19 protein-coding genes are annotated in these 22,287 nt (G+C 35.3%); 1 reads left to right on the forward strand and 18 read right to left on the reverse strand.

The features are described from left to right. The 4 genes from PHQ99_03120 to PHQ99_03135 form a co-directional block, all read right to left on the reverse strand. Nucleotides 1–746, reverse strand: a 746-nt coding sequence (locus PHQ99_03120; GenBank protein ID MDD4288568.1) for a hypothetical protein, incomplete at its 3' end; no start/stop codon positions are given. 125 nt (nt 747–871) lie between these two features. Further along, complete coding sequence (locus PHQ99_03125) at nt 872–2,764, reverse strand: aldehyde ferredoxin oxidoreductase N-terminal domain-containing protein (protein MDD4288569.1); 1,893 nt, start codon at nt 2,762–2,764, stop codon at nt 872–874. Between the two features lie 13 nt (nt 2,765–2,777). Continuing rightward, entirely contained in the window at nt 2,778–4,037 is a 1,260-nt protein-coding gene (locus PHQ99_03130) for a patatin-like phospholipase family protein (protein ID MDD4288570.1), read from the reverse strand. Between the two features lie 24 nt (nt 4,038–4,061). After that, nucleotides 4,062–4,607, reverse strand: a complete 546-nt coding sequence (locus PHQ99_03135) for a nitroreductase family protein (protein ID MDD4288571.1) — start codon at nt 4,605–4,607, stop codon at nt 4,062–4,064. Between the two features lie 232 nt (nt 4,608–4,839). Here PHQ99_03135 and PHQ99_03140 point away from each other — a divergent pair, with 232 nt between their 5' ends. Then, nucleotides 4,840–5,658, forward strand: coding sequence for an EFR1 family ferrodoxin (locus PHQ99_03140; protein MDD4288572.1), 819 nt, complete (start codon nt 4,840–4,842; stop codon nt 5,656–5,658). Between the two features lie 100 nt (nt 5,659–5,758). On the opposite strand, the gene ilvD is transcribed toward PHQ99_03140, so the two are convergent. The 14 genes from ilvD to PHQ99_03210 all read right to left on the reverse strand — a co-directional run bounded on the left by ilvD (nt 5,759) and on the right by PHQ99_03210 (nt 22,189). Further along, nucleotides 5,759–7,432 (reverse strand): dihydroxy-acid dehydratase, encoded by a 1,674-nt coding sequence (ilvD, locus tag PHQ99_03145; GenBank protein ID MDD4288573.1) that lies wholly within the window; start codon nt 7,430–7,432, stop codon nt 5,759–5,761. A 65-nt stretch (nt 7,433–7,497) separates the two neighbouring features. Further along, a complete protein-coding gene (locus PHQ99_03150; GenBank protein ID MDD4288574.1) occupies nt 7,498–8,757 on the reverse strand; it encodes a TRAP transporter large permease in 1,260 nt (419 codons plus the stop codon). Continuing rightward, complete coding sequence (locus tag PHQ99_03155; protein MDD4288575.1) at nt 8,757–9,260, reverse strand: TRAP transporter small permease; 504 nt, start codon at nt 9,258–9,260, stop codon at nt 8,757–8,759. Before PHQ99_03155 ends, PHQ99_03150 begins: the two co-directional genes overlap by 1 nt. Before the next feature lie 90 nt (nt 9,261–9,350). Further along, nucleotides 9,351–10,346 carry a TRAP transporter substrate-binding protein gene (locus PHQ99_03160; GenBank protein ID MDD4288576.1) on the reverse strand — a complete coding sequence of 332 codons (996 nt, stop codon included), beginning with the start codon at nt 10,344–10,346 and terminating at the stop codon, nt 9,351–9,353. A 496-nt stretch (nt 10,347–10,842) separates the two neighbouring features. Then, nucleotides 10,843–11,289, reverse strand: a complete 447-nt coding sequence (locus PHQ99_03165) for a CGGC domain-containing protein (protein ID MDD4288577.1) — start codon at nt 11,287–11,289, stop codon at nt 10,843–10,845. 150 nt (nt 11,290–11,439) lie between these two features. Beyond that, on the reverse strand, nt 11,440–11,913 hold the full coding sequence (locus PHQ99_03170; protein MDD4288578.1) for a DUF456 domain-containing protein: 474 nt from the start codon (nt 11,911–11,913) through the stop codon (nt 11,440–11,442). A gap of 69 nt (nt 11,914–11,982) precedes the next feature. Next, complete coding sequence (locus PHQ99_03175) at nt 11,983–13,119, reverse strand: isocitrate/isopropylmalate dehydrogenase family protein (protein ID MDD4288579.1); 1,137 nt, start codon at nt 13,117–13,119, stop codon at nt 11,983–11,985. 1 nt (nt 13,120) lies between these two features. Then, on the reverse strand, nt 13,121–13,627 hold the full coding sequence (leuD, locus tag PHQ99_03180) for a 3-isopropylmalate dehydratase small subunit (GenBank protein MDD4288580.1): 507 nt from the start codon (nt 13,625–13,627) through the stop codon (nt 13,121–13,123). Between the two features lie 2 nt (nt 13,628–13,629). Then, nucleotides 13,630–14,892 (reverse strand): 3-isopropylmalate dehydratase large subunit, encoded by a 1,263-nt coding sequence (gene leuC, locus PHQ99_03185; GenBank protein MDD4288581.1) that lies wholly within the window; start codon nt 14,890–14,892, stop codon nt 13,630–13,632. Nucleotides 14,893–14,919: 27 nt separating this feature from the next. After that, nucleotides 14,920–16,467: an alpha-isopropylmalate synthase regulatory domain-containing protein gene (locus PHQ99_03190; GenBank protein MDD4288582.1), complete on the reverse strand. Its 1,548-nt coding sequence runs from the start codon at nt 16,465–16,467 to the stop codon at nt 14,920–14,922. A 62-nt stretch (nt 16,468–16,529) separates the two neighbouring features. After that, complete coding sequence (locus PHQ99_03195; GenBank protein ID MDD4288583.1) at nt 16,530–18,080, reverse strand: 2-isopropylmalate synthase; 1,551 nt, start codon at nt 18,078–18,080, stop codon at nt 16,530–16,532. A gap of 48 nt (nt 18,081–18,128) precedes the next feature. Then, on the reverse strand, nt 18,129–18,623 hold the full coding sequence (gene ilvN, locus PHQ99_03200) for an acetolactate synthase small subunit (protein ID MDD4288584.1): 495 nt from the start codon (nt 18,621–18,623) through the stop codon (nt 18,129–18,131). Beyond that, nucleotides 18,620–20,305, reverse strand: a complete 1,686-nt coding sequence (gene ilvB / locus PHQ99_03205; GenBank protein MDD4288585.1) for a biosynthetic-type acetolactate synthase large subunit — start codon at nt 20,303–20,305, stop codon at nt 18,620–18,622. Before ilvB ends, ilvN begins: the two co-directional genes overlap by 4 nt. Nucleotides 20,306–20,878: 573 nt before the next feature. Further along, nucleotides 20,879–22,189 (reverse strand): C69 family dipeptidase, encoded by a 1,311-nt coding sequence (locus tag PHQ99_03210; protein ID MDD4288586.1) that lies wholly within the window; start codon nt 22,187–22,189, stop codon nt 20,879–20,881. Nucleotides 22,190–22,287 lie beyond the last annotated feature (98 nt).

Consider the following 22,287-nt stretch of genomic DNA (forward strand, 5'->3'; position numbering starts at 1 on the left):
TTGATTAATTCAGAGGAAAGAGGGATAAAATAGATATGCTTTAACTGAAAAACTGAGTGTTGGCGCATTTCCTTTTTCATAATCATCTCATACTGATTTTGCCCTTTATTGCTATTGATATTGTTTCCGGGGGTTTCTTCCTTCGGGTATTCAACAATACCAGTAGCCAGAATTATGCCAACTTTGTCAAATTCTATCAATCCTTGTGTAATCAATTCAGCGTCTGCTAAAATTATCTTTTTGTTTCCTGTATTTTCAATGTATACTTTAAAAATCCAGGGAATTTCAAGAAAACCATTGAATCTATGCTTTTGATAAGAGGGGCCGGGCATCTGTAAAGTTTTTGAAAGTCTTTTTTCGCAAATATAATTAAAATAACTTTCTATCCATTCCATCTGACGCCAGTGCTGGTAATTAAAGTAAGCTAAATCAAAATCTTTTTTGTTTAAAAAAGATTTTTTATTTTCTTGCCCGAATCCATTTAACTGGTTCTCTACCATAAAATCGGGAGAAAAATCCTGAATTCCGTCAAAAAAAGTAGTACCACATACCTTTTCTCTCATCGGTACCTCTTTAGGTAAATATTTTTCGCATAAATAGCTAAAATAAAAATCTATCCACTCACTCTGTTCCCAACCTGGATAGCATTCCTCGGAAAGCTCCAATATTGCTTTTTTTGAATCCCATTCAGGAGAAATTATTTTTAAATGTTCACCAATTTTATGAGATAAGGATTTAAAATTCATAATCTCACCGCCTTTATTACTCAATTATCTTAAAAACTTCTCGTTTTTTAGTTCAAGGTTCTAATACCTTCTTTTAAAAATACCAATGCCTGGTATTTTTTTTAAATACTTAAAATTATGTTTATTTAGCATTCCATGTAGTGTAATGATTCGGTAATTCCCTTGTGTATTTCATACCAGAAATTTAATGCTGCAGTCTTTGAATTTTCTTCAAAACATTTAATCCAGGAATCAAGTTCTTTACTTTTTTCACCACCTGTAACTTGTTTTCTCTTTAAAAAAGTATAGATAAAGTCAATATTTCTTTCTGACTCCCAAAAAATTGATGAATTACGGCTATTAATATGGCATGCAGTTTTATGTACCTTTTCTAAAAAAAGGTCATGCATATCAAATAATGAGCCTATTATCTCCGGTGCCATCTCTTCCGCCCATTGCCTGTGAAAACGGCATATACCAAAAGTATCTAATATCAGCTCCTGCTCTAACCGTTTAGCATTTATCCTTCCCAATTCTCTGGGGGGAATAAATGAATCACCGTAAAACATATAATATTTACCCATAATAGCCATTGGAGATAGTACACCCGGAGTCCAGTATTGATTAGGAACCATCCACCCCTTGCCGGCAAAGGAATTAAAAACAAAATGATTAATAATCCTTTTATCTTTAAATCGACTTAGCTCCTTGGCTAACTCTCTGGCTCCATGGCTTAAGTCCAGGTAATTTTCCTGCTTTATTATTTTATTTAATAGGACAATTCCTAAATCAGCATTATGCATAGAATCAGTTTCCACTGAAAAATTTTTCATAGTAAACACTGGTTTGTCCTTAATTCCCAGATCTGATGGTTCAATCAGGTCACTGTCAAGACAATCCATCAGCCAGGAAAGGATTCCCCCTATTGCAATGGCATCAAATCCATAACAATCAGCCTGCCGAACCAGCTTCTCAGCAGCTCTCTGGTCAAAGATACCGCATAGAGGACCCAATGCCTGATATGGTTCATAGTCTTTCTTGTAAACATCTCTCATTTTCTTACAAACAGCAGCACAAGGCTCTCCACAGGTTTTTTGTAATTTTTTCTGAATTGTTTCCTCATTAAATTGTTTTAAATAATGATTTAAAATATACTTTTTATGGATATCAATCCTTTCTTCCTCCTGCATATAAATACTTCGATAGTTTAATGCAAGCATACTGCCATTGACAGTTGCATAATTAACACCAAATGTTCCACCGGTACCAAAATTTTTTTCAAAACGATATTTTGTAGTTGCTTCAATATCCTTGGCAGCCATTTTTTCTTTATATTTATTCTCAAACCATTGGTCAGCAACATTTCTGTCCCTGAAATCTTCATCTATATATGTTCCCCCATAAATAACTGCGGCAATATTATGCTGTTGCAACATTTTACTGCCAAATCCGCCTCTTCCTGCCCAGGTATCAACAGAACTTAGTTTCCTGCCTTCAATGGGAACTGAGCAGATAGCCCCAAAGTCTGTTACTTCTGAGGCAGGTCCTGTCACCAGTATTCGAGGATCATTTTCATAATGACAGCCATATTGCTTGTATGTATATTCCATTAAACTATAAATACCACCCTCGTCTCTTTCCCAGATAGAGTATAAATCAAGAGGAAAAACATCAACTTTAATCTCTTCTCCATGACTACGGTTTAAAAATAAAACAGAAGGAGTTCTTGCACTGCCAACTATTGACAGGGTGTTTATCCCTAAATTATCAAATACAAGCCCGGCTCCTCCCATTGAAGAAATATAAAAACCACCCCAGCATGGGGAAAACCCACTGAAAAACAGACGATTTGAACCGGGGAAAATTGAACCAGCCAGTAACCCGGTACCAATATTCAGACTGTTATATTTTCCCGCCAGATGTAATCCTAAATCAGTAGGACCAAAAAATTCACCTACTGGAAAACGGTCTACCCGGTAAAACCTTGTACTTACATCAACCAGTAGCACTTTTTGGAAAAACTCTTTTTCATTTTTCAACAAAATACACCCCTTATCCTTTCTCTTGCTGCTCCTGTACTTCTTTTAATGATTTAATCAATCTTTCATCTAACAAGTCTTGTACTAATTTTTTTAAAACATTATCTCCACTGAACAGTGATAAAAAGCCAAATTTAGAAATTAAGCTTCCCTCTTTTTTTGAATCTTCCCTCTTCTCTTTGCTGTACTTTTTAACAATACAGTCAATTAATTCATCAAAAGTGTAAATTTTAAACCTTTCCACTTCAAGTTCTGCAGCGATTTTTTCCGCCAGGGAAAGTGCTATATCACCATAATCACTATCTTCAGGCAATTTTAACAGTTCTACTAATTTTGGAAGCACCTTCTCAAAGAGCAGTCTGCTGTGCGGAATATTGCTGTTTAAATTAAGGGTTCGGGCAACTTTCTTGATTATTTCTTCATCAAGATTACTGAAATAATCAATAAAATAATTTTCCTGTTGTTCAAGCTTGATATAGTATATTTGACCAGATAAATGCTTTATCGCCCGGTATGCATCATAATAGCCTAACTTTAAATTTATTCTCGCTCTTTCAGCATCAAAATTTAATGGTCCCCCTAACGACTCCTTTGGTTCAATATTAATTACATTGTGATTTTCCAGATTTACCTTTCTTTTTCTGCCTATTCCCCCAACCTGGATGGTTATAAGAGAGCGATAACCTTTTTCTACCAGCATTCGAATTGGAAGATTATCATAAATTCCACCGTCAAGATAAATCTTTTCACCAATTTTTGCTGAACGAAAAAGTGGGTAATTGGCACTTGCAAAAAGATAATCGGCAACCTGACCTTGAGGAATATCTTCTACAAATAATTCTAATGCCTTTCGGTCAGTAAATGATACAGTAACCATTCCAAAATCTATATCTGATTTTCGCAGTTTATCTTCATCCACATATTCTTTAATTAATTGCTTTAAAGGTGTAACATCGATACCGCGTTCAGTAATTATCTCACCAATCATTTTTATATAATATGATAAATCTTCCGGTTTGATTTCTAAATTAGTAAGTTGTTTTAATTTTTTTTCATCAACCTTCATTATCTGAGATGGGTGGATATCATGCCATAATTTATACGCTTTCTCAACCTCATGCTGGGCAATCATTACTCCATTCAATGCCCCCACAGAGGTTCCTGTTACTGCAGATATCTGTATGCCCATTTCTTCCAATGCCTTATACGCACCTATTTCATAAGAGCCCTTTGCTCCTCCACCCTCTAACACCAGACCATATTTTTCTGACATAATGATTTTTTCTCCTGGTTATTATCAATAAAAATTATCTTCCCATAAATTTCCATATTTGCTGGAGTAAATATCATTTAATTTTTCTTCAGGTATGCGTTTTTCAGATTTCTTTTCATCCGGATAACCAATAGCAATCATACATAAAACTCTTAAATTATCAGGAATATCAAGTACTTTTTTGATGTATTTTTCAGAATTCAACCCACTTGAATCCTCTCTTCTTCTAATCTGTACCCAGCAGCTTCCCAAGCCTAAGCTCCGGGCAGTTAGTATCATAATAGTAGAAGCAATAGAACAATCCTCTACCCAGACATCTGACTGCTCCGTGTCTCCCATGACTACCAATACCAGTGGTGCATTTCCCACAAATTTGGAACCATGGTCTTTGGCCCTTGAAAGTTCGGACAATAATCCTTTCTCTTTAACAATTAAAAATTTCCAGGGATTATTGTTCTTTGAAGACGGTGACAATAAGGCAGCTTGCATAATCTTCTGAATTTTTTCATTTTCTACTTCTATGTTTTTAAAAGTCCTGATACTTCTTCTTTTTTTTAATAAATCTAACATATATTGGACTCCTTTAAATTATTTTGGTAAAATCTTTCATAATTTTAATCTGTATCCTGGTCTTATCTATAATTTTTCTGATAAAACAATTTTAACAAAAATAATAGCTTTATGCTATAAGGAAAAAGAATGTGTTATTTTTTAATACCTTGCTCAGCTTTTCCCTTGTCTAAAGAGATAGTCTGCATTACAATATAAAAAGTGATCAAAAAATTTCAGAAGAGGTATGAAGTTGATTATTGATAAATTGGTAAAAATATATTTTTCTCCTACAGATTCTACAAAAAATGTTATCAGCACAGTAGCAAAAAGCTGGGGAGTCAATGAACAAAGAAATATAGACTTACGCTCTTTAGGGGAACGTCATAATTTTAGACTTAACCTTCAATCTGAGGAAGCCATAATTTTAGGTATTCCGGTTTATGAAGAGAGGATTCCTGATTTATTATACCCGGCATTAAGTAAAATAAGAGGAAATGGAAACCCAATGGTTTTAATAGTTACTTATGGTAATATCAGCAGCGGGATTGCCTTAAAGCAGTTAAATAAGATGATGCGCAACCAGGGTTTTAAAATAGTTGCAGCAGCTTCATTTATAGGCGAACACTCTTTTTCATATAAAGAAATTAAAATAGCAGCCGGTAGACCGGATATCCAGGATTTAGAGATTGCAAAATCTTTTGGAAACCTGATAAGAGATAAAATAGAGTCTATTGAAAATATTGAAAATTTACCTGAACTTAATATCAAGGGAAAAATTTCATCAATGGGAAAGTTGCTTCCCCGACATAGTGAAATAACATTTGCTTATTCTCCCGTTGTTGATTCAGCTCTCTGCAAAAAATGTAAAAAATGTCTTGAAGTCTGCCCGGTCAATGCTATTGACCCTGATAACCTTAAAAGCAGAGATAAACTCTGTATTCGTTGTTTTGCCTGTGTAAAATTTTGTCCTAATAATGCAAGAAAGGTTATTTTTAAAAAACCAGTTTTAGTCAAGAATACACTGAAACAATTAAGTAAAAAAAGAAGAGAACCAGAGATATATATCTAAGATAAGTATTTACTGATAAAACTTTAGAAAAAAAAGAGTATGAAAAATATTTTTCTCATACTCTTTTTTAGTTGTATATATAATTCTATTTTTATTTAATCTAAACCTCTTTAAAAACTGCACCGGTACTGGCTGAAGTAACCAGATATGCATACCTTTTTAAATAATAAGTAGATGGTATGTTTCTTTCGGGTAGAGCCCATTTTTCTTCACGCTGTTTAAGCTCTTCTTCGGTCAATTTAACCGATAATTCTCTATTTGAAATATCTATTTTAATTATATCTCCATTTTGAATCATGCCTATAGGTCCTTTTTCTGCAGCCTCAGGTGATACATGTCCAATTGCTGCTCCCCTGGTCGCTCCAGAGAATCTTCCATCAGTAAGAAGGGCAACATCATTATCCAATCCCATACCACAAATAGCTGAAGTAGGAGCTAACATTTCACGCATTCCGGGACCACCCTTTGGTCCCTCAAAACGAATAACCACTACATCCCCTTTTTTAATTTCTCCATTGATAATAGCCTGATAGGCCTCTTCTTCTGAATTAAAGACCCGTGCAGAACCTTCAAAGGAATACATTTTTTTGCTGACTGCCGATACTTTAACAACAGCTCCATCCGGAGCTAAATTTCCATACAGTACAGCAATCCCGCTTTCGGTACTATAGGGATTATTAAATTTTCTTATAACATCAGTATTCTTTATCATCGCTGATAAAATGTTCTGCCCCATTGATTTGCCTGTTACAGTCTTCTCCTCTGTATTAATCAGGTGATTATCAGCTAACTCTTTTAAAATAGCCTGAATTCCTCCTGCAAAATATAAATCTGTAACATGTAAATTACTGGAGGGAGATATTTTAGTTAGAATTGGAATAATACGGCTTAATTTATCAAACTTCTTTAAATCTAACTTGATTCCTGCTTCATGGGCAATCGCCAGTAAATGCAAAACTGTATTTGTTGAGCCAGCCATAGCCAGATCAAGGGCAATGGCATTCTCAAAAGCCTTTTCAGTCATTATATCCCTTGGTTTAATTTGTTTTTCTACCAGATTCATAATAGCCTTTCCTGCCTTGTTGGCAAGCTGTTTTCTTGCGCCATACCCTATAGGGATTGTTCCATTGCCAGGTAAGGCTATTCCAAGGGCTTCTGCTAAACAATTCATTGAATTTGCAGTAAATAAGCCTGCACAACTTCCAGCTGAAGGACAGGCACATTGCTCAATTTCCTGTAAGTCTTCTTCAGAAATTTCTTTTTGATTATATTTTCCAACTGCCTCAAAAACTGTGTTTAGATCAGAGTCCTGACCATTGCATTTACCTGTTAACATTGGCCCGCCACTAACATAAATGGCAGGAATATTCAGACGTCCGGCAGCCATAAGCATTCCCGGGACAATCTTATCACAGTTTGCTACCATTACCAGGCCATCAAAGTGATGTGCCATAGCAACAGCTTCTATTGAATCTGCAATTAACTCTCTGCTTGCCAGGGGATATTTCATACCCTGGTGATTCATGGCTATACCATCACAAATGCCGATTGCAGGAAATTCCATCGGAGTACCTCCTGCTGCAGCAACGCCTATCTTTACCGCCTGAGTAATATCATTAAGCTGTATATGTCCGGGTATAATCTCATTAAAAGCATTGACTATACCAATATTTGGCTTCTCTAAATCTTCTTTATTGTACCCCATTGCATAAAATAATGAGCGATGAGGAGCACGACTTGGACCATTTGAAACAATATTACTTTCCTTTTCCATAATTCATATCCTTTCTTTATTAAAAAAATATATTTTGTATCATTTTATGGCTAATCACTAAACTATTATAAAATTAATGGAAGAAATAATGGCAAATAAGTAACTAACAATAAAACAAAAATCATTATCAAAATTAAAGGTAATGCCTGACGGCTGATTTTTTCAATGGAATATCCGGAAATACTACTGGCAATATATAAGTTAATTGCAACTGGTGGTGTTGACATACCAATAGCCAGGGCAATTGTCATAATTATTCCAAAATGGACAGGATCGACCCCGATTTTAGTCATCAATCCTAAAAATATCGGTGTTAATATAATAATAATTGATGCAGTCTCCATGAAAACACCTGCAAGTAAAAGAATAATATTAACAAATAATAAAATTATTAATCTGTTATCAGATATTGATAAAACTGCATTAGTTATAAGAGCAGGTATATTCCAATTAGCCAGCACCCAGCTAAAAACCTGCGCAGTACCAATTAAAAGCATTATTAAAGAAGAAGTAATAACTGATTTTATGAATATTCTAAAAATATCTTTTAAATTTTTATCCCGGTATATAAATACGGAGACAAATAAAGCCCAATCAACTGCAATCACAGCTGCCTCAGATGGTGTAAAATATCCTGAAAATATTCCGCCTAAGATGATAACCGGTGTCATAAGTCCCCAAATTGAAGACTTAAAACTATCCATCACCTCACTAAGTATTATTTTTTTTCCTTTGGGATAATTTTCTTGATTTGCTTTCCGTAAAGCCATAAACATCAGTGCAGCCGCCATCATAACCCCGGGAATAAAACCATTCAGAAATAACCGGGAAATTGACTCATTGGCAATTAATGCATACAGCACCATAGGGACAGATGGAGGAATAACAACCCCAATACCACCTGAACAGGCAATTAATGCAGCAGAGAATGCCGGATCATAATTTCGTTTTTTTAATTCGGGAATTAACGGTGTCCCAATAGCAGCAGTAGTTGCTCCACCAGAACCCGAAATAGCAGCAAAAAAGGCAGATGCAATAACACTGATAATCCATAAACCGCCTCTCATAAATCCAAAAATAGTTTCAGCAAAATTAACAATCAATTTTGACATTTTACCTTCTGCCATCAAATCACCAGCCAGTATAAAAAAAGGTACTGCGATTAATGGAAATGAATCCATTCCTGCAAACATCCTTTGTGGAACGAGAACTAAAGGCACATCGCCAATTGCCAAAACTATTATCGAAGACAGGGCAACTGAAATAGCAACGGGAATACCCATTAATATAAGTAAGATAAAAGAAAAAAATAATAAAATTGCAATCATGGACTTACCCTCCCTGATAAACCAATAACCTCTCCCCATAGCATTACCAGGCTATGAAAAAGCATAACTGAAAAACTTATTGGTATACATAGATAAACATAACGCATTGGTATTAATAAAGCCGGAGAGGTTTGAAATACCTGCATGTTAATTAACTGCAAACCATAAAATATTGCAATCATAAAAAATATTAGAGATACTAAATTTATAATAATTGCCATTGAACTCTTTGATTTTCCTTTAAATTTCTCAACTAAAAATGTAACAGCAATATGTGCTCCCTGCTTATATGCAACACTTGCGGCAAACAAACTACTCCAGACCAATAAATACCTGGATATTTCCTCTGTAAATGAAAGGGCGTTGAAAAATATTCTGAAAATAATTTGAATAGTAACCACTATGGTCATTATTATCAACATAATACCAGCTGATATCTTAATAAAACCATTCAAGATTTCACTGATTCTCTTAAACTCCAAATAAATCTTTTCCATCATAAATCCTTATATAAATAATCAACTATCTTGCAGTATTATTTGAATTCAAATAATACTGCAAGATGCTTTTTTGGTAAATATTAATAAATCTCAGTTACGGTATTCTGCCAGGGATTCCTGGATTTCTTCTAAAAGACTACCGAATTGAGAACCATATTTCTCGTATACTGGTTTTACCGCTTCCCTGAATGTGTCTAAATCCGGATTTTCTTCAACAATCATGCCTTTATCTTTAACAAACTGTAGTTGTTCAGCTTCATTGTTGTTATTATAGTCCCTTGCTGCCTGCGCCCCTAATTTTGCTGCTTCTTCAAAGATAGCCTGCTCCTCTTCTGTCAATGACTGCCATAGTTTATCACTTGTCATGATAGTTGCCGGGGCATATGTATGCCTGTCAATAGTCATATAGTCCTGTGATTCATATAGTTTAAATGAATATACAACAACAATCGGGTTTTCCTGTCCGTCAATAGTTCCCTGAGAAAGTGCAGTAAGACACTCTGTCCAGGCCATTGGTACTGCATTTGCCCCTAATGCCTTAAAGGTATCAACATATAAAGGGCTTTCCATTAAGCGAATTTTCAACCCTTTAATATCACTGGCTGTTTTAACCGGTCTTACGCTGTTGGTTAAATTTCTGAAACCACGCTCTGAAAAAGCTAAACCATGCATTCTGATATCACTCAGTCTGCCCAGTACATCCTGACCAATTTCACCATCTAAAATATGATAAGCTTCTTCAGGTGTTCCAAACAGGAATGGCATTTCAAAGACTGCCATTTCCGGCAAAAAATTAGCAATTGGACCGTTAGTAATTACCCCCATATCAATAGTTCCTAATTGCATACCTTCTAATAAAGTTCTCTCATCTCCCAATTCAGCATTAGGATGAATTTCAACAACTATAGCACTATCAGTCTTTTGTTCTACAACTTCTTTAAATTTTAGTGCAGATATGTGAAAAGCATCCTGCTCATTAACAACATGGGTTAATTTTACTACTCTTGCAGCTTCAGCAGCTAATCCTGAAAAAGAAATAACTGCAAATAGAATAATTATAAATAATACACTTATAAATCTCTTCATTTTATTTTTTCCTTTTCCTTTCTTGCAATTTTTGTTTTTTGTCTTTTGGATTTTATTAAAATAGTTTCTTTAATCAGTTCAATTAATTTAACCTCCTCTCTGTTTTATTGGTTATTAAAAATAAAAAGCCTTCATCCCAAAAGCTTCTAACTTTTAGGGACGAAGGCTAACCGTGGTACCACCCTAATTTAGCAAAAAATCACATATCTATTTGCCACTCTCATTATTAGTAATTAATACTTTTTCAAAATTATGCCTGTTATTGTAATATAAACACATGAAAAAACAAAAAAGTGATTTTCAGTATATTGTGCGCCAATTCTCACCTCTGTCTGGCTCTCTGTTAATAAAGATATACTTACTGCTTTTTTTGTAATTACACTATATGTAATTTTAAAATAATTTTTTCTATCTTACTATTATTTATTTTCGGTGTCAAACTAACATGCTACACTACATTTCAAAAAATAGCTTATAAATTATGATTAATCATTAATCAATTATAAGCCAGCCTGACGGATTCATTCGCCAGCGTGGGTTGAATAATCTCTTGCCAGCCCGTAGAATCCCAGGTATGTAGCTTAGAATGAGTTAGAAAATACTTTTGTGGAATTGGATGAGTTCCAATAACTACCTTTAAACCAAATTGCTGTTCAATAAATTTCTTAAAATGATTAATCCTCGGACAAGGCGGATAACCAACCACTAATCCGGTTGCCAGATGAATAACCTGTGCCCCATTTTTTTTCATTTCTTCCGGTGAATATTCTACATTTCCTCCGGGACAACCATCACAGGTAGTGTATCCAACCAGTTCAATTTCCTGGCCCTGGTAAATAGAAAACGCTCCTTCTCTATTACGCATAGCTCTTAAACACTTACCACCTGCGCAACGGTGATATCGATGACAAATTATAATACCTATTTTTATTGTGTTATCCATCTATTTAGCTATCCTCCTTTAAATATTGATTTGAAAAATTTATTCTGTAAAGATTTAAAAATCAATTGTTCTTAAATCCCTGTTTAAGATTTATATAAAAATTATTATAATAAGCCTATTTCTTTGTCATCGAAATCAGCAATTTTTTTATCATATGTTAAATAAATGAATTATAAAATATGCAGCCATAGCTATGGCAAGAAGTAACTTTACCACAATCGATGTAAGACTTCCCAGAAAAGTAGCAAATCCTGCTTTAAATGCCTGTGACTGGTCTTTCCCGGCAATCAATTCTCCTACAAAAGCACCAATTAATAGTCCAAAAATAATTCCAAAAGGAGGGAAAAACAGTAATCCTATAATCATTCCAACAGCTGCTCCCCATATGCCTGTTCTGGATGCACCATATTTTTTAGCTCCTAAAAAAGGTAAAATATAATCCAAAACAGAAACTGATACTGTCAGTAAACCAAAAATTATCAACATATCAATACTTATAGCTGTTTGGCCTCTGGATAAATATAAAAGGATTAATGCCAAATAATTCAGTACAACTCCCGGTAAAGCTGGAACAATTACTCCGATAATCCCAATTATGTTCAATATAAATCCAATTATAATCAATAGATAGGTTTCTCCTGTTTTAATATATAGTAAATAACAGTACTATATTATTCTCAATTAATTACTGACTCAGTTTTTACTGATTTCTGCTAATTCTTTCATAACTGCTTCACTAACTGCCTTTGTTGAGCTGTTGCCACCCATATCAACTGTTTTAATTGTACCCTTTTTTAACATATTCATTACAGCATTTTCAATAGTTAATGCTGTTTCATTCTCTCCCAACTCCTCCATCATCATAGCTCCGGCAATAATGGTCCCGATTGGATTTGCTACAAATTTATTCTTCAGATCAGGAGCAGAGCCATGGATTGGCTCAAACATGGAAACACCCTCAGGATTAATATTAGCCCCTGCTGCCATACCGATTCCACCCTGTATAGTTGACCCCAAATCAGTTATAATATCCCCAAACATATTTGGTGAAACAATTACCTTGAATCTTTCCGGTTGACTGACAAAAAACATGGTCATGGCATCAATAAGATAATAATCCGTTTCAATCATTGGATAATTTGCAGCTGTTTCTTTGAAGACATCTCTCCATAATTGATATATATCGGAAAGTACATTAACCTTATCAACCGTGGATACTTTGTGCAATTTTTTTCTTTCTGCGAAATCGAAGGCATATTTCATTATTCTTTCTGAGCCTTTTTTACTCAAGATTCCCAGTTGATATCCAAATTCCTCCGGCTCATTAAGGTGAAAATCAAGCTGGATATCCATATCAAATAATTCCCTGTGCAAATTATGCCTTTTTTGATACTGCCGGTTATTAAAACGTCCGCCGGTTCCAATATAGAAATCTTCTGTGTTCTCCCTTATAACGTAAAAATCAATATCCTCAGGACCTTTGTTTTTTAATGGGCTGGGAACACCCTGAAAAAGCTTAACCGGTCTTAGATTAATATACTGGTCAAAGAAAAACCTTATCTTTAATAGTATTTCCTTTTCCAGGATTCCGGGTTTAATTGCAGGGTCCCCTACTGCACCAAAATAAATGGCATCCATATCCTTAATCTCATCTAAAACACTATCCGGTAAAAGAATACCCGTTTTCAGATAATATTCTGCCCCAAAAGGATATTCATGCCATTTCATCTCAATACCATTAGATTGACAGGCAAAATCAACAATTCTTTTGCCTTCTTGTATGACTTCCGGTCCAATTCCATCACCGGGAATAAGTGCAATATTGTACATATTAACCTTGTTTTCTCCTTTTCATCTCAATTCTGGTGTATTTAACCAGGCCACCCGCTGATATTATCTCCTGAATAAACTCAGGCATAGAATTTATTTTAAACTCAATATTCTTACTGTTATTCCTAATAATACCATATTGAGGGGTAATTTCTAAATTATCACCCTCTTCTGATTTATCAACTACCTCAGCAGACTCAAAGATAGGTAAACCAATATTTATAGCATTTCGATAAAAAATTCGAGCAAATGATTTGGCAATAACACAGGAAATACCTGCTGTTTTTATAGCAAGAGGAGCGTGTTCCCTGGAACTTCCACATCCAAAATTTTCTCCGGCAACAATTACATCCCCGGGCTTCATCTTTTTTACAAAATTCTGGTCATAATCTTCCATACAATGTGCTGCCAACTCCCGGGCATCTGATGTGTTCAAGTATCGGGCAGGAATGATGACATCAGTATCAATATTATCTCCAAATTTCCATACACTGCCTTTTATAATCATAATTAAACTACCTCCTCAGGACTGGATATTTTTCCGGTAATAGCTGAAGCTGCTGCTACTGCCGGATTAGATAAATAGACTTCACTTTCCGGATGACCCATTCTACCTACAAAATTACGGTTGGTGGTCGAAATGGCTTTTTCTCCTTTTGCCAGAACACCCATATGACCTCCAAGACAAGGACCGCATGTAGGTGGACTGATTACTGCTCCTGCATTAATAAATATCTTTAATAATCCCTCTTCCATAGCATTTAAATAAATCTGCTGGGTGGCCGGAATGACAATTAGTCGGACATGAGAGTCAACTTTGTGATTTTTCAATATTTGGGCAGCAATTCTTAAATCCTCAATATGACCATTAGTACAGGAGCCTATTATCGATTGATCTATTCTAACTTCACCTACTTCACTGATAGGTCTTCCGTTTTCAGGTAAATGAGGAAAAGCTACTTGTGGCTCAATATTTGCTACATTGTATTCGATTACCTTCTCATATTGAGCATCATGGTCACTCTTTGTTAAGGAAATTTTTTTATCTGTTTTATTTTTCAGGTATTCCAGGGTAATATCATCTGCTTCGATTATGCCGCTTTTTCCGCCGGCTTCAATAGCCATATTACAGATAGTAAAACGGTTATCCATAGATAACCCTTTAATAGTCTCCCCACCAAACTCCATTACTCTGTAATTAGCTCCATTTACACCTATCTGCGATATAGTATATAAAACAAGGTCTTTTCCTCCAACCCATTTATTTAATTTTCCATTATAAATAAACTTAATTGTCTCAGGTACTTTAAGCCATATCTCACCGGTAGCCAATACAGCACCCAAATCAGTGCTGCCTACCCCGACTGCTAAAGCTCCTAATGCACCGGAGGTTGGTGTGTGAGAATCAGCACCAACAATTACCTGGCCGGGTAAGACTAATCCCTTTTCCGGAATAATGGCATGTTCGATTCCGCATTGTCCTATCTCGAAATAATGTGTAAGAGCCTGCTCTTGTGAGAATTCCCTGAGAATTTTTGCCTGCTCAGCTGATTTTATGTCTTTATTTGGAGTAAAATGATCTGGTATAAAAGTTACCTTATCCTTATCATATACATTTTTTGCTCCAATCTCTCTAAATACTTGAATTGCTAAAGGACCTGTAATGTCATTTGCAAAAGCAAAATCTACTTTTGCCTTAATTAAATCTCCAATTTTTATATCTTCTTTTTTGCAATGAGATTGCAGTATTTTTTCGGTAATTGTCTTTCCCACATCTTCCTCCTAAATTTTCTAAAAATTTTATTTATTTAACAAAGCAACGATATTAAGCATTTTTTCTGTTGCTTCAATTGCTGCTAAAACCTGGTCAGAATTAACACCCTTAGTAATAATATTCTGTTTATTATCAGACAATTCCCAGGTTATCGTACACTGTACCAGTGCATCTGTCTTTCCTCCCGGAGGTATAGTAACAACATAATCAATCAATAATGGTAATTTAAAACCTATCTTTTTAAAGACCTTTCTTATAGCATTCATAAAGGCATCATATCCGCCATCACCATGGGCAATTTCTTCTAACTCTATCTCTGCTCCTTTTTTACGATCATGATACAACATTTTAATTACTGCAACCGGTCTTGTTGATTTACTTGTCAAAATATTGTAAGCCTTTAATTTAAAAATACTTTCACCAGGGGTATCCAGAATATCAGAAATAATGTATGGCAAATCAGCATTTGTAATAGTTTTCTTTTTATCACTCAATTCAATAACTCTTGCCAAAACACTTTTCTTCTGCTCTTTAGTAAGCTCGATGCCTATCTCTTCCAGGTTATATTCCAGGTTAGATCTTCCACTTAATTTTCCAAGAGAATATTGTCTTTTTCGATTAAACCTTTCAGGTAAAAGCCTGCTGGCATATAGATTTCCCTTTCTGTCGCCATCTGCATGTATTCCTGCTGTTTGAGTAAAGGCATTCTCTCCAGAAATTGGCTTATTCGCTGCGATACGATAAGCAGAAAATGCCTCAACAGTTTTACTTAATGAATATAATCCTTCCTCTCTAATTCCGGTATCAATTTCCAGAAAATCCTTTATTCCCACTACTACTTCCTCTAATGGGGCATTACCGGCCCTTTCTCCCATCCCATTAACTGTGCAATGAACGCCTTTTATCCCGGCTTCAACTGCTGCAATGGTATTGGCAGTTGCCAACCCATAATCATTATGGGCATGGAAATCAAAACGGAGTTCAGGATATCTTAAAACCATTCCTTTAATAAAATCATATACCTGTGAAGGATGTAAAATTCCAAGGGTATCAGGCAACATAAATCTTTTGATATTTTCTTCCCTGAGACAATCAATCAGATAATACACGTATTCAGGTGAATTAATCATTCCATTTGACCAGTCCTCCAGCCAGAGATTACACATGACACCTCTTTTTCCGGCATAGGTGACAGTGTTTTTTATATCTTCAATATGTTGCTCTTTTGATTTTTTTAATTGAGTTTGCAAGTGTTTTTCTGAACCTTTTGCTAAAATATTATTAACTCTTCCCCCTGAATTTGCAATCCAGTCAACTGATTTTTTAATATCAACAAATCCCAGTATTTCTATTCTTTCAGAATAATTTTTTTCATTTGCCCACTGAATAATCTTTTGGACAGCTTCCTCTTCTCCCTCACTTACCCTGGCACTTGTTATCTCTATCTTGTCTACATTGACATCATCCAGTAATATTTTTGTAAGTGCCAGCTTTTCTTCAGGGGAATAGCTAACATTTTTCATTTGTTCCCCATCTCTAAGGGTTGTATCGATAATTTCTAATTTTTTAACCATTTTTCTATCCTCTTCTGTTGATATTTTTTATCAGGCAATAATCTGGTTTTCTATTAAAATGATTATTTTAAATTTTTACACTCTATTTGCCTTGATATCAATTTATTGATAGCCTTCAAATAGGCTTTTGTGCTTGCCTCTAAAGTATCAGTGCTAACACTTCTGCCAACAAAGGAATTGCCATTATCTCTTATCTCAACAACTGCCTCTCCCTGGGCATCTTTACCCCTTGTCAACGCTCTTATATAATAATCTGCTAATTTAACCTTCACACCGGTTATCCGGTCAATGGCATTAAAGACTGCATCCACAGGCCCATCCCCACAAGCAGCATCTTCATAAATATCGCCATCTTTCATTAAGCTTACTGTGGCTGTCGGTAAAATACTATTTCCGGTATTTATATGGAAATATTTTAATTCATAAATATCCTTTATATCCTCAATCAACACTTCAGACATTAGAGCAATCAAGTCTTCGGAATAAATTTCTTTCTTTTTATCTGCCAGTAATTTAAATTGCCCAAATGATTTGTTTAGTTTTTCCTTATCCAGATCATATCCTAATTCAGAAAGCCTGCTTTTGAAAGCATTGCGACCGGAATGTTTTCCTAATACCAGTTGATTACTTTCCAGGCCAACAGTCTGTGGCTTCATAATTTCATAAGTAGAGGCATCTTTTAACACCCCGGCCTGGTGTATCCCAGCTTCATGAGCAAAGGCATTTTTGCCAACAATTGCCTTGTTTGGCTGAACTACAAATCCCGTTAATCTACTTACAAGTTTGCTGGTAGGATAAATATATTTAGTGTTAATATTAGTAGTCATATTGTAAAAATCCTCCCTGGTATGCAAAGCCATTACAATTTCCTCCAGAGATGCATTACCTGCTCTTTCCCCAATGCCATTAACTGTACATTCAATTTGCCGTACTCCCCATTTCAATGCCTCCAATGAATTCGCCACTCCCAACCCCAAATCATTATGACAATGAACACTCATGATTGCCTGATTGATATTTGAAACATTTTCTTTGATTCCTTTTATAAGCAAGGCAAATTCCTCTGGCTGTGAATATCCTACTGTGTCTGGAATATTAATTACAGTAGCCCCTGCATTGATAACTTCTTCAAAAATCTTATACAGATAATCCGGCTCACTGCGACTGGCATCCTCTGCCGAGAATTCCACATCAGTACAAAAACTCTTTGCCAGTTTAACCGCATATACGGCATCCCTTAATACTTCTTCCGGGGATTTTTCCAGCTTGCATTTCATATGTATGGGAGAGGTGGCAATAAATGTGTGAATTCTTGGTTTTTGTGATAACTTGATTGCATCCCAGGCACATTTAATATCTTTTTCTGTTGCTCTGCATAAAGCTGCAACACCAGAATTTTTTATATTTTTGGCTATTGTCTCCACTCCCTCAAAATCACCGGGAGAAGATATTGGAAAACCGGCTTCGATGCAATCCACCTGCATCTTTTCAAGATATCTGGCAATCTCCAGTTTTTCATTAGTATTAAGAGAGGCTCCCGGACATTGTTCTCCATCACGTAATGTGGTATCAAAAATAAATATTTTTTCAGCCATATTTCTCTCCTTTTTTATTTTTATATTTCAATAATTATTAATGTTATTTAAATTTTATATAATTATTTACAGATATCCGTTTTTTTTACTTCTTGCAATAGCAATTCTCCCGGTGCGTACAATCTCAATAATTCCAAAAGGTTTCAGAAGTTCCAATAATCCGTTGATTTTTTCCTCATCTCCGGACATTTCAATTGTCAGGGTATTTCTTTCCACATAGACAACCTTGGCTTTAAATATTTCTACCAGTTGAATAATTTCTGCTCTAACAGAGAGTGAGTCTGTGTGTACCTTGACTAAAACAAGCTCTCTCTCAATAACATTCTGTGGAGAGATGTCTCGAACACGTATAATATCAATTAATTTATTTAATTGCTTGGTTATCTGTTCTAAAACCTTTTCATCACCACTTGTAATTATTGTCATACGGGAAATGCCTGGTTTTTCAGAATGTCCCACTGCAATGCTCTCAATATTGAAGCCTCTCCTGGTAAATAGACTAGCCACACGTACCATTACTCCTGGCTGATCTTCCACTAATATTGCGATAGTATGTTTCATGATTCTTCTACTCCTATCATGTTATTAATCGATGAACCCGGCTGTACCATTGGAAAATTATTTTCTTCCTGGGGTATCTGACAGTCAATCAGTACAAATTGCTCAAGCTCAACTGCCTTTTTAAATATAGAAGAAAAATGTTCTTTATTATTAACCCTAAACCCGGTTCCCCCATAACCTTCAACAATCTTGACGAAATCGGGGTTTCCGGAAAGTGAGGTGGAAACATAACGCCTGTCACAGAATAGCTCCTGCAATTGCCTGACCATTCCCAGGTAACCATTGTTCATAAGTATTACAATTATAGGTATTTTATTATAGATTGCTGTAGCCAGTTCCTGTATATTCATTTGAAAACTTCCATCTCCGGATATGCATATAACCGGTTTTTTCGGATTTCCGATTTTCGCACCTATAGCAGCAGGCAAACCGAAACCCATCGTTCCAAGACCTCCGGATGAAATAAAGGTTCGGGGATGAATAAATTGACAATAATTGGCTGCCCACATCTGATGTTGTCCTACATCAGTCACGATAATTGCTTCTCCTTTAAAAAATTCGTTAATACATTTGATAATATATTTGGGTCTTAAATTGGAATCATTGTCTTCTGTATTTAAACAGATTCCCTGCTTAATTTCCCTTATTTCGTTTAGCCATTCTGTGTTTTTTCTTTCTGCTATATGGCTGTTCATTTGGTGCAGAATATTTTTCAAATCTCCCACAATGGGAATTTTTACTGATATGTTCTTCCCTATTTCTGCCGGATCTATATCAATATGGATTATTTCCGCATTTGGACAAAATTGTGTCAGGTTTCCGGTAATTCTATCATCAAAACGAGTCCCCAAGGCAATAATCAAATCGGCACTGCTGGTAACTTTATTTGCCAAATACTGTCCATACATTCCGAGCATACCAACATAGAGATGATTATTTTCAGGAAAACTTCCGGCACCCATGAAGGTATTAACAACCGGAATGTTTGTTTTACAGGCCAGTTTTTGTAATTCATCTGAAGCATTGCCATTAATAACACCTCCTCCGGTGATAATTACCGGTTTTGTAGAACCTGAAATCTTTTCCACTGCCAGTCTTATCTGCTTAATATGCCCTTTAACAGAGGGCTTATAACCTCTCCTGATTACCCTGTCAGGATATTTAAAAATACATTCGGCTAATTGAACATCTTTTGGCAAATCCACTAATACCGGACCAGGCCGTCCGCTTCTGGCTATATAAAAAGCCTCTTTGATAATTGCTGCCAAATCCTCTACTTTTCTGGCTATATAATTATTTTTTGTAATAGGAATTGTAATACCAGTGATATCAACTTCTTGAAATGCATCATTTCCCACCATGTTTGTTGGCACTTGCCCTGTTAGTGCAACTAGAGGCACTGAATCCAGATGAGCATTAGCCAGGCCTGTAACCAGGTTAGTTGCACCGGGGCCGGATGTGGAAATACATACGCCAACCTCTCCGGTAGCCCTGGCATATCCATCAGCTGCATGAATTGCCCCTTGTTCATGCCTGGTTAAGATATTTCTAAAAGGAAGTTTTTCTACCTTTCCAAACATATCATATAACGGCATAATTGCTGCTCCGGGTATACCAAAAACCACTTTTACCTTCTCTCTTTTTAAACATTCCAGTATAATTTCAGTTCCACTTAATTTCATTTCTTCACCTCTATTCAATCTCTTATCAATAATTACATACCACCTGTTTTTATATAGTAAAATACCCCGGCAGATTGGTCCCTATATTCGAACAAGGAACCTTCCGCTGGGGTCTTTTTTACCCACGGTGTAATACGAATTTGGTATCTTATAAAATATTCGTATTTTATGCCACTTGGTCCAGCCTTTTAATTTTTTTCAAAAAATTAAAACGGAACCCTAGACATACTTCCTTATAAATAAAAAAACGTCCCTCCGAACCAAACATCAAGGTTCGGATAGGGACGAATTTATCGTGTTACCACCCTATTTCAGTAGAAAATATCTACCCTCATTGTAAATAAATCAACAACTATGCTGTTAATTTATTAAGATTTAATAATCTCAATTCAGCAAGAAGTGAGTTTCAGTAATATCTGCTACCATATTCACACCGATTCATGGCTCTCTTTAGCAAATTAATTACCTAATGGCTTCTATGTTGTTTTTATCTAAATTAATTTTAGACATTTTACTAAGATATTATTTATTTGTCAAATATAATTTGAATATTTTTTCTATAGCTGCTATGAATCAAAAAATAATACCATTTATTTTATTATAATGATTCCAATAATGCCTGTAATAGAAGCTGGTTTTTACAGAAGAAAATTTATCTAATCTATTACCCCAGTCTCTGACTATATCCCTGGCTTTTAAAAAATAGTTATCAACAGTATTTTGATTAACATTTATTCCGCTGCCTTCGGTTTTTGATAACATTTCTTTTTCGTAGTTGTTTATAAGAGGCCGTATCACAGCTAAAGCAGAATCATAATAACTTAAAGCCTTGCGGTGGTAATATTCACTTTCCCACCAGTATGAATCCTTATCATAATATTTACTTCCTTCTTTATATTCTGAGGGTAATTCTGTATTACAAGAAAAAACTGGAAAATAAGGGCTCATACATGGATTGGATGCACCGGTTGTGTAAAAGACCATATTCTCTTCACCTATTCCGGCTATCAATGAACATACCGTTTGTGTTCTTCTAAAAAGTGGATCAGCTGCATGTAAACATATAGTGCCTCCTGGTCCTTTATTGGGAGTCCATTGGGATCCATCTCCATGATTACGCAAAATATCTATAAAATCTTTCATGGTAAATCTTTTATTTTTTCCTTCAAGCAATTTACGGGAACATTTTTCTCTAACGCCTCCATTAGCAGCCCAGGTCATAAGTTTATCGGAATAGCATTTTCGGAAATTAAAATTATCAGAGCTTTTGCAGTAACCTTTATCAACTGCATTCTTTATTAGTCCTTCTGAACATTCATCATAATCCTGCTGCAGAGAAATAACATTGGAGATGCTCCAGATATCAGTAATTTTTTTCCATGCCCACCATCTTTTTACAGTTTCCAGCACATAAGCCTCTTTTTTGTCAGCAATTAAAAAGCTGTTCATATATTTCAATTTAAAACGATAACCACAGTTTCCCCCCTGCCCGTATTGTTCTAAAAGTCTGATAATAATTTCCAGAGCCTGCCTTGCAGTAGAGCTTCGTTCAGCAGCCAGCCTAACCAAATCCATACCGGTCAAACCTTTATTGTCCGGTTTTTCTCTAGTAAAAATTGCCTCATTGCCAATAATTACTCCATGCTCATTTGCTGCCATCTCTGCACCAAACATCCAAAACGGTTTGCACAGAAAAACTCTTGCTGTTTCTGAAACCTGGGGTATAGTTAAATATGTACAGTCAACGGTGTCATTGGAATTGTGCTCTCTCCTGGGAATAATACAGATATTTTGAACTTCATCAGGTTCCCGATCACTATTTTTCCCAAAAAGAGTCATACCTCCTTCAGAAGCTGAATCCAAGGTTACAATTGTATCACACATCTTAATTTTGTCTCCCGATAAGAAAATTAAAGCAGGTAAAATGAATGTTAATTTTCATTTTATCACCACTTAATATTTCATTCAAAAAAAATGATATT

The organism is Atribacterota bacterium (genome assembly GCA_028703475.1).
In the GTDB taxonomy this organism is placed as follows: domain Bacteria; phylum Atribacterota; class Phoenicimicrobiia; order Phoenicimicrobiales; family Stramentimicrobiaceae; genus JAQVMU01.

Bases quoted from the DNA above. Each gene is read 5' to 3' on its own strand.
- PHQ99_03130 (MDD4288570.1), bottom strand. From the start codon at position 4,037: ATGTCAGAAAAATATGGTCTGGTGTTAGAGGGTGGAGGAGCAAAGGGC.
- PHQ99_03135 (MDD4288571.1), bottom strand. From the start codon at position 4,607: ATGTTAGATTTATTAAAAAAAAGAAGAAGTATCAGGACTTTTAAAAAC.
- ilvD (MDD4288573.1), bottom strand. From the start codon at position 7,432: ATGGAAAAGGAAAGTAATATTGTTTCAAATGGTCCAAGTCGTGCTCCT.
- PHQ99_03155 (MDD4288575.1), bottom strand. From the start codon at position 9,260: ATGATGGAAAAGATTTATTTGGAGTTTAAGAGAATCAGTGAAATCTTG.
- PHQ99_03160 (MDD4288576.1), bottom strand. From the start codon at position 10,346: ATGAAGAGATTTATAAGTGTATTATTTATAATTATTCTATTTGCAGTT.
- PHQ99_03165 (MDD4288577.1), bottom strand. From the start codon at position 11,289: ATGGATAACACAATAAAAATAGGTATTATAATTTGTCATCGATATCAC.
- PHQ99_03175 (MDD4288579.1), bottom strand. From the start codon at position 13,119: ATGTACAATATTGCACTTATTCCCGGTGATGGAATTGGACCGGAAGTC.
- leuD (MDD4288580.1), bottom strand. From the start codon at position 13,627: ATGATTATAAAAGGCAGTGTATGGAAATTTGGAGATAATATTGATACT.
- PHQ99_03190 (MDD4288582.1), bottom strand. From the start codon at position 16,467: ATGGTTAAAAAATTAGAAATTATCGATACAACCCTTAGAGATGGGGAA.
- ilvN (MDD4288584.1), bottom strand. From the start codon at position 18,623: ATGAAACATACTATCGCAATATTAGTGGAAGATCAGCCAGGAGTAATG.
- ilvB (MDD4288585.1), bottom strand. From the start codon at position 20,305: ATGAAATTAAGTGGAACTGAAATTATACTGGAATGTTTAAAAAGAGAG.
- PHQ99_03210 (MDD4288586.1), bottom strand. From the start codon at position 22,189: ATGTGTGATACAATTGTAACCTTGGATTCAGCTTCTGAAGGAGGTATG.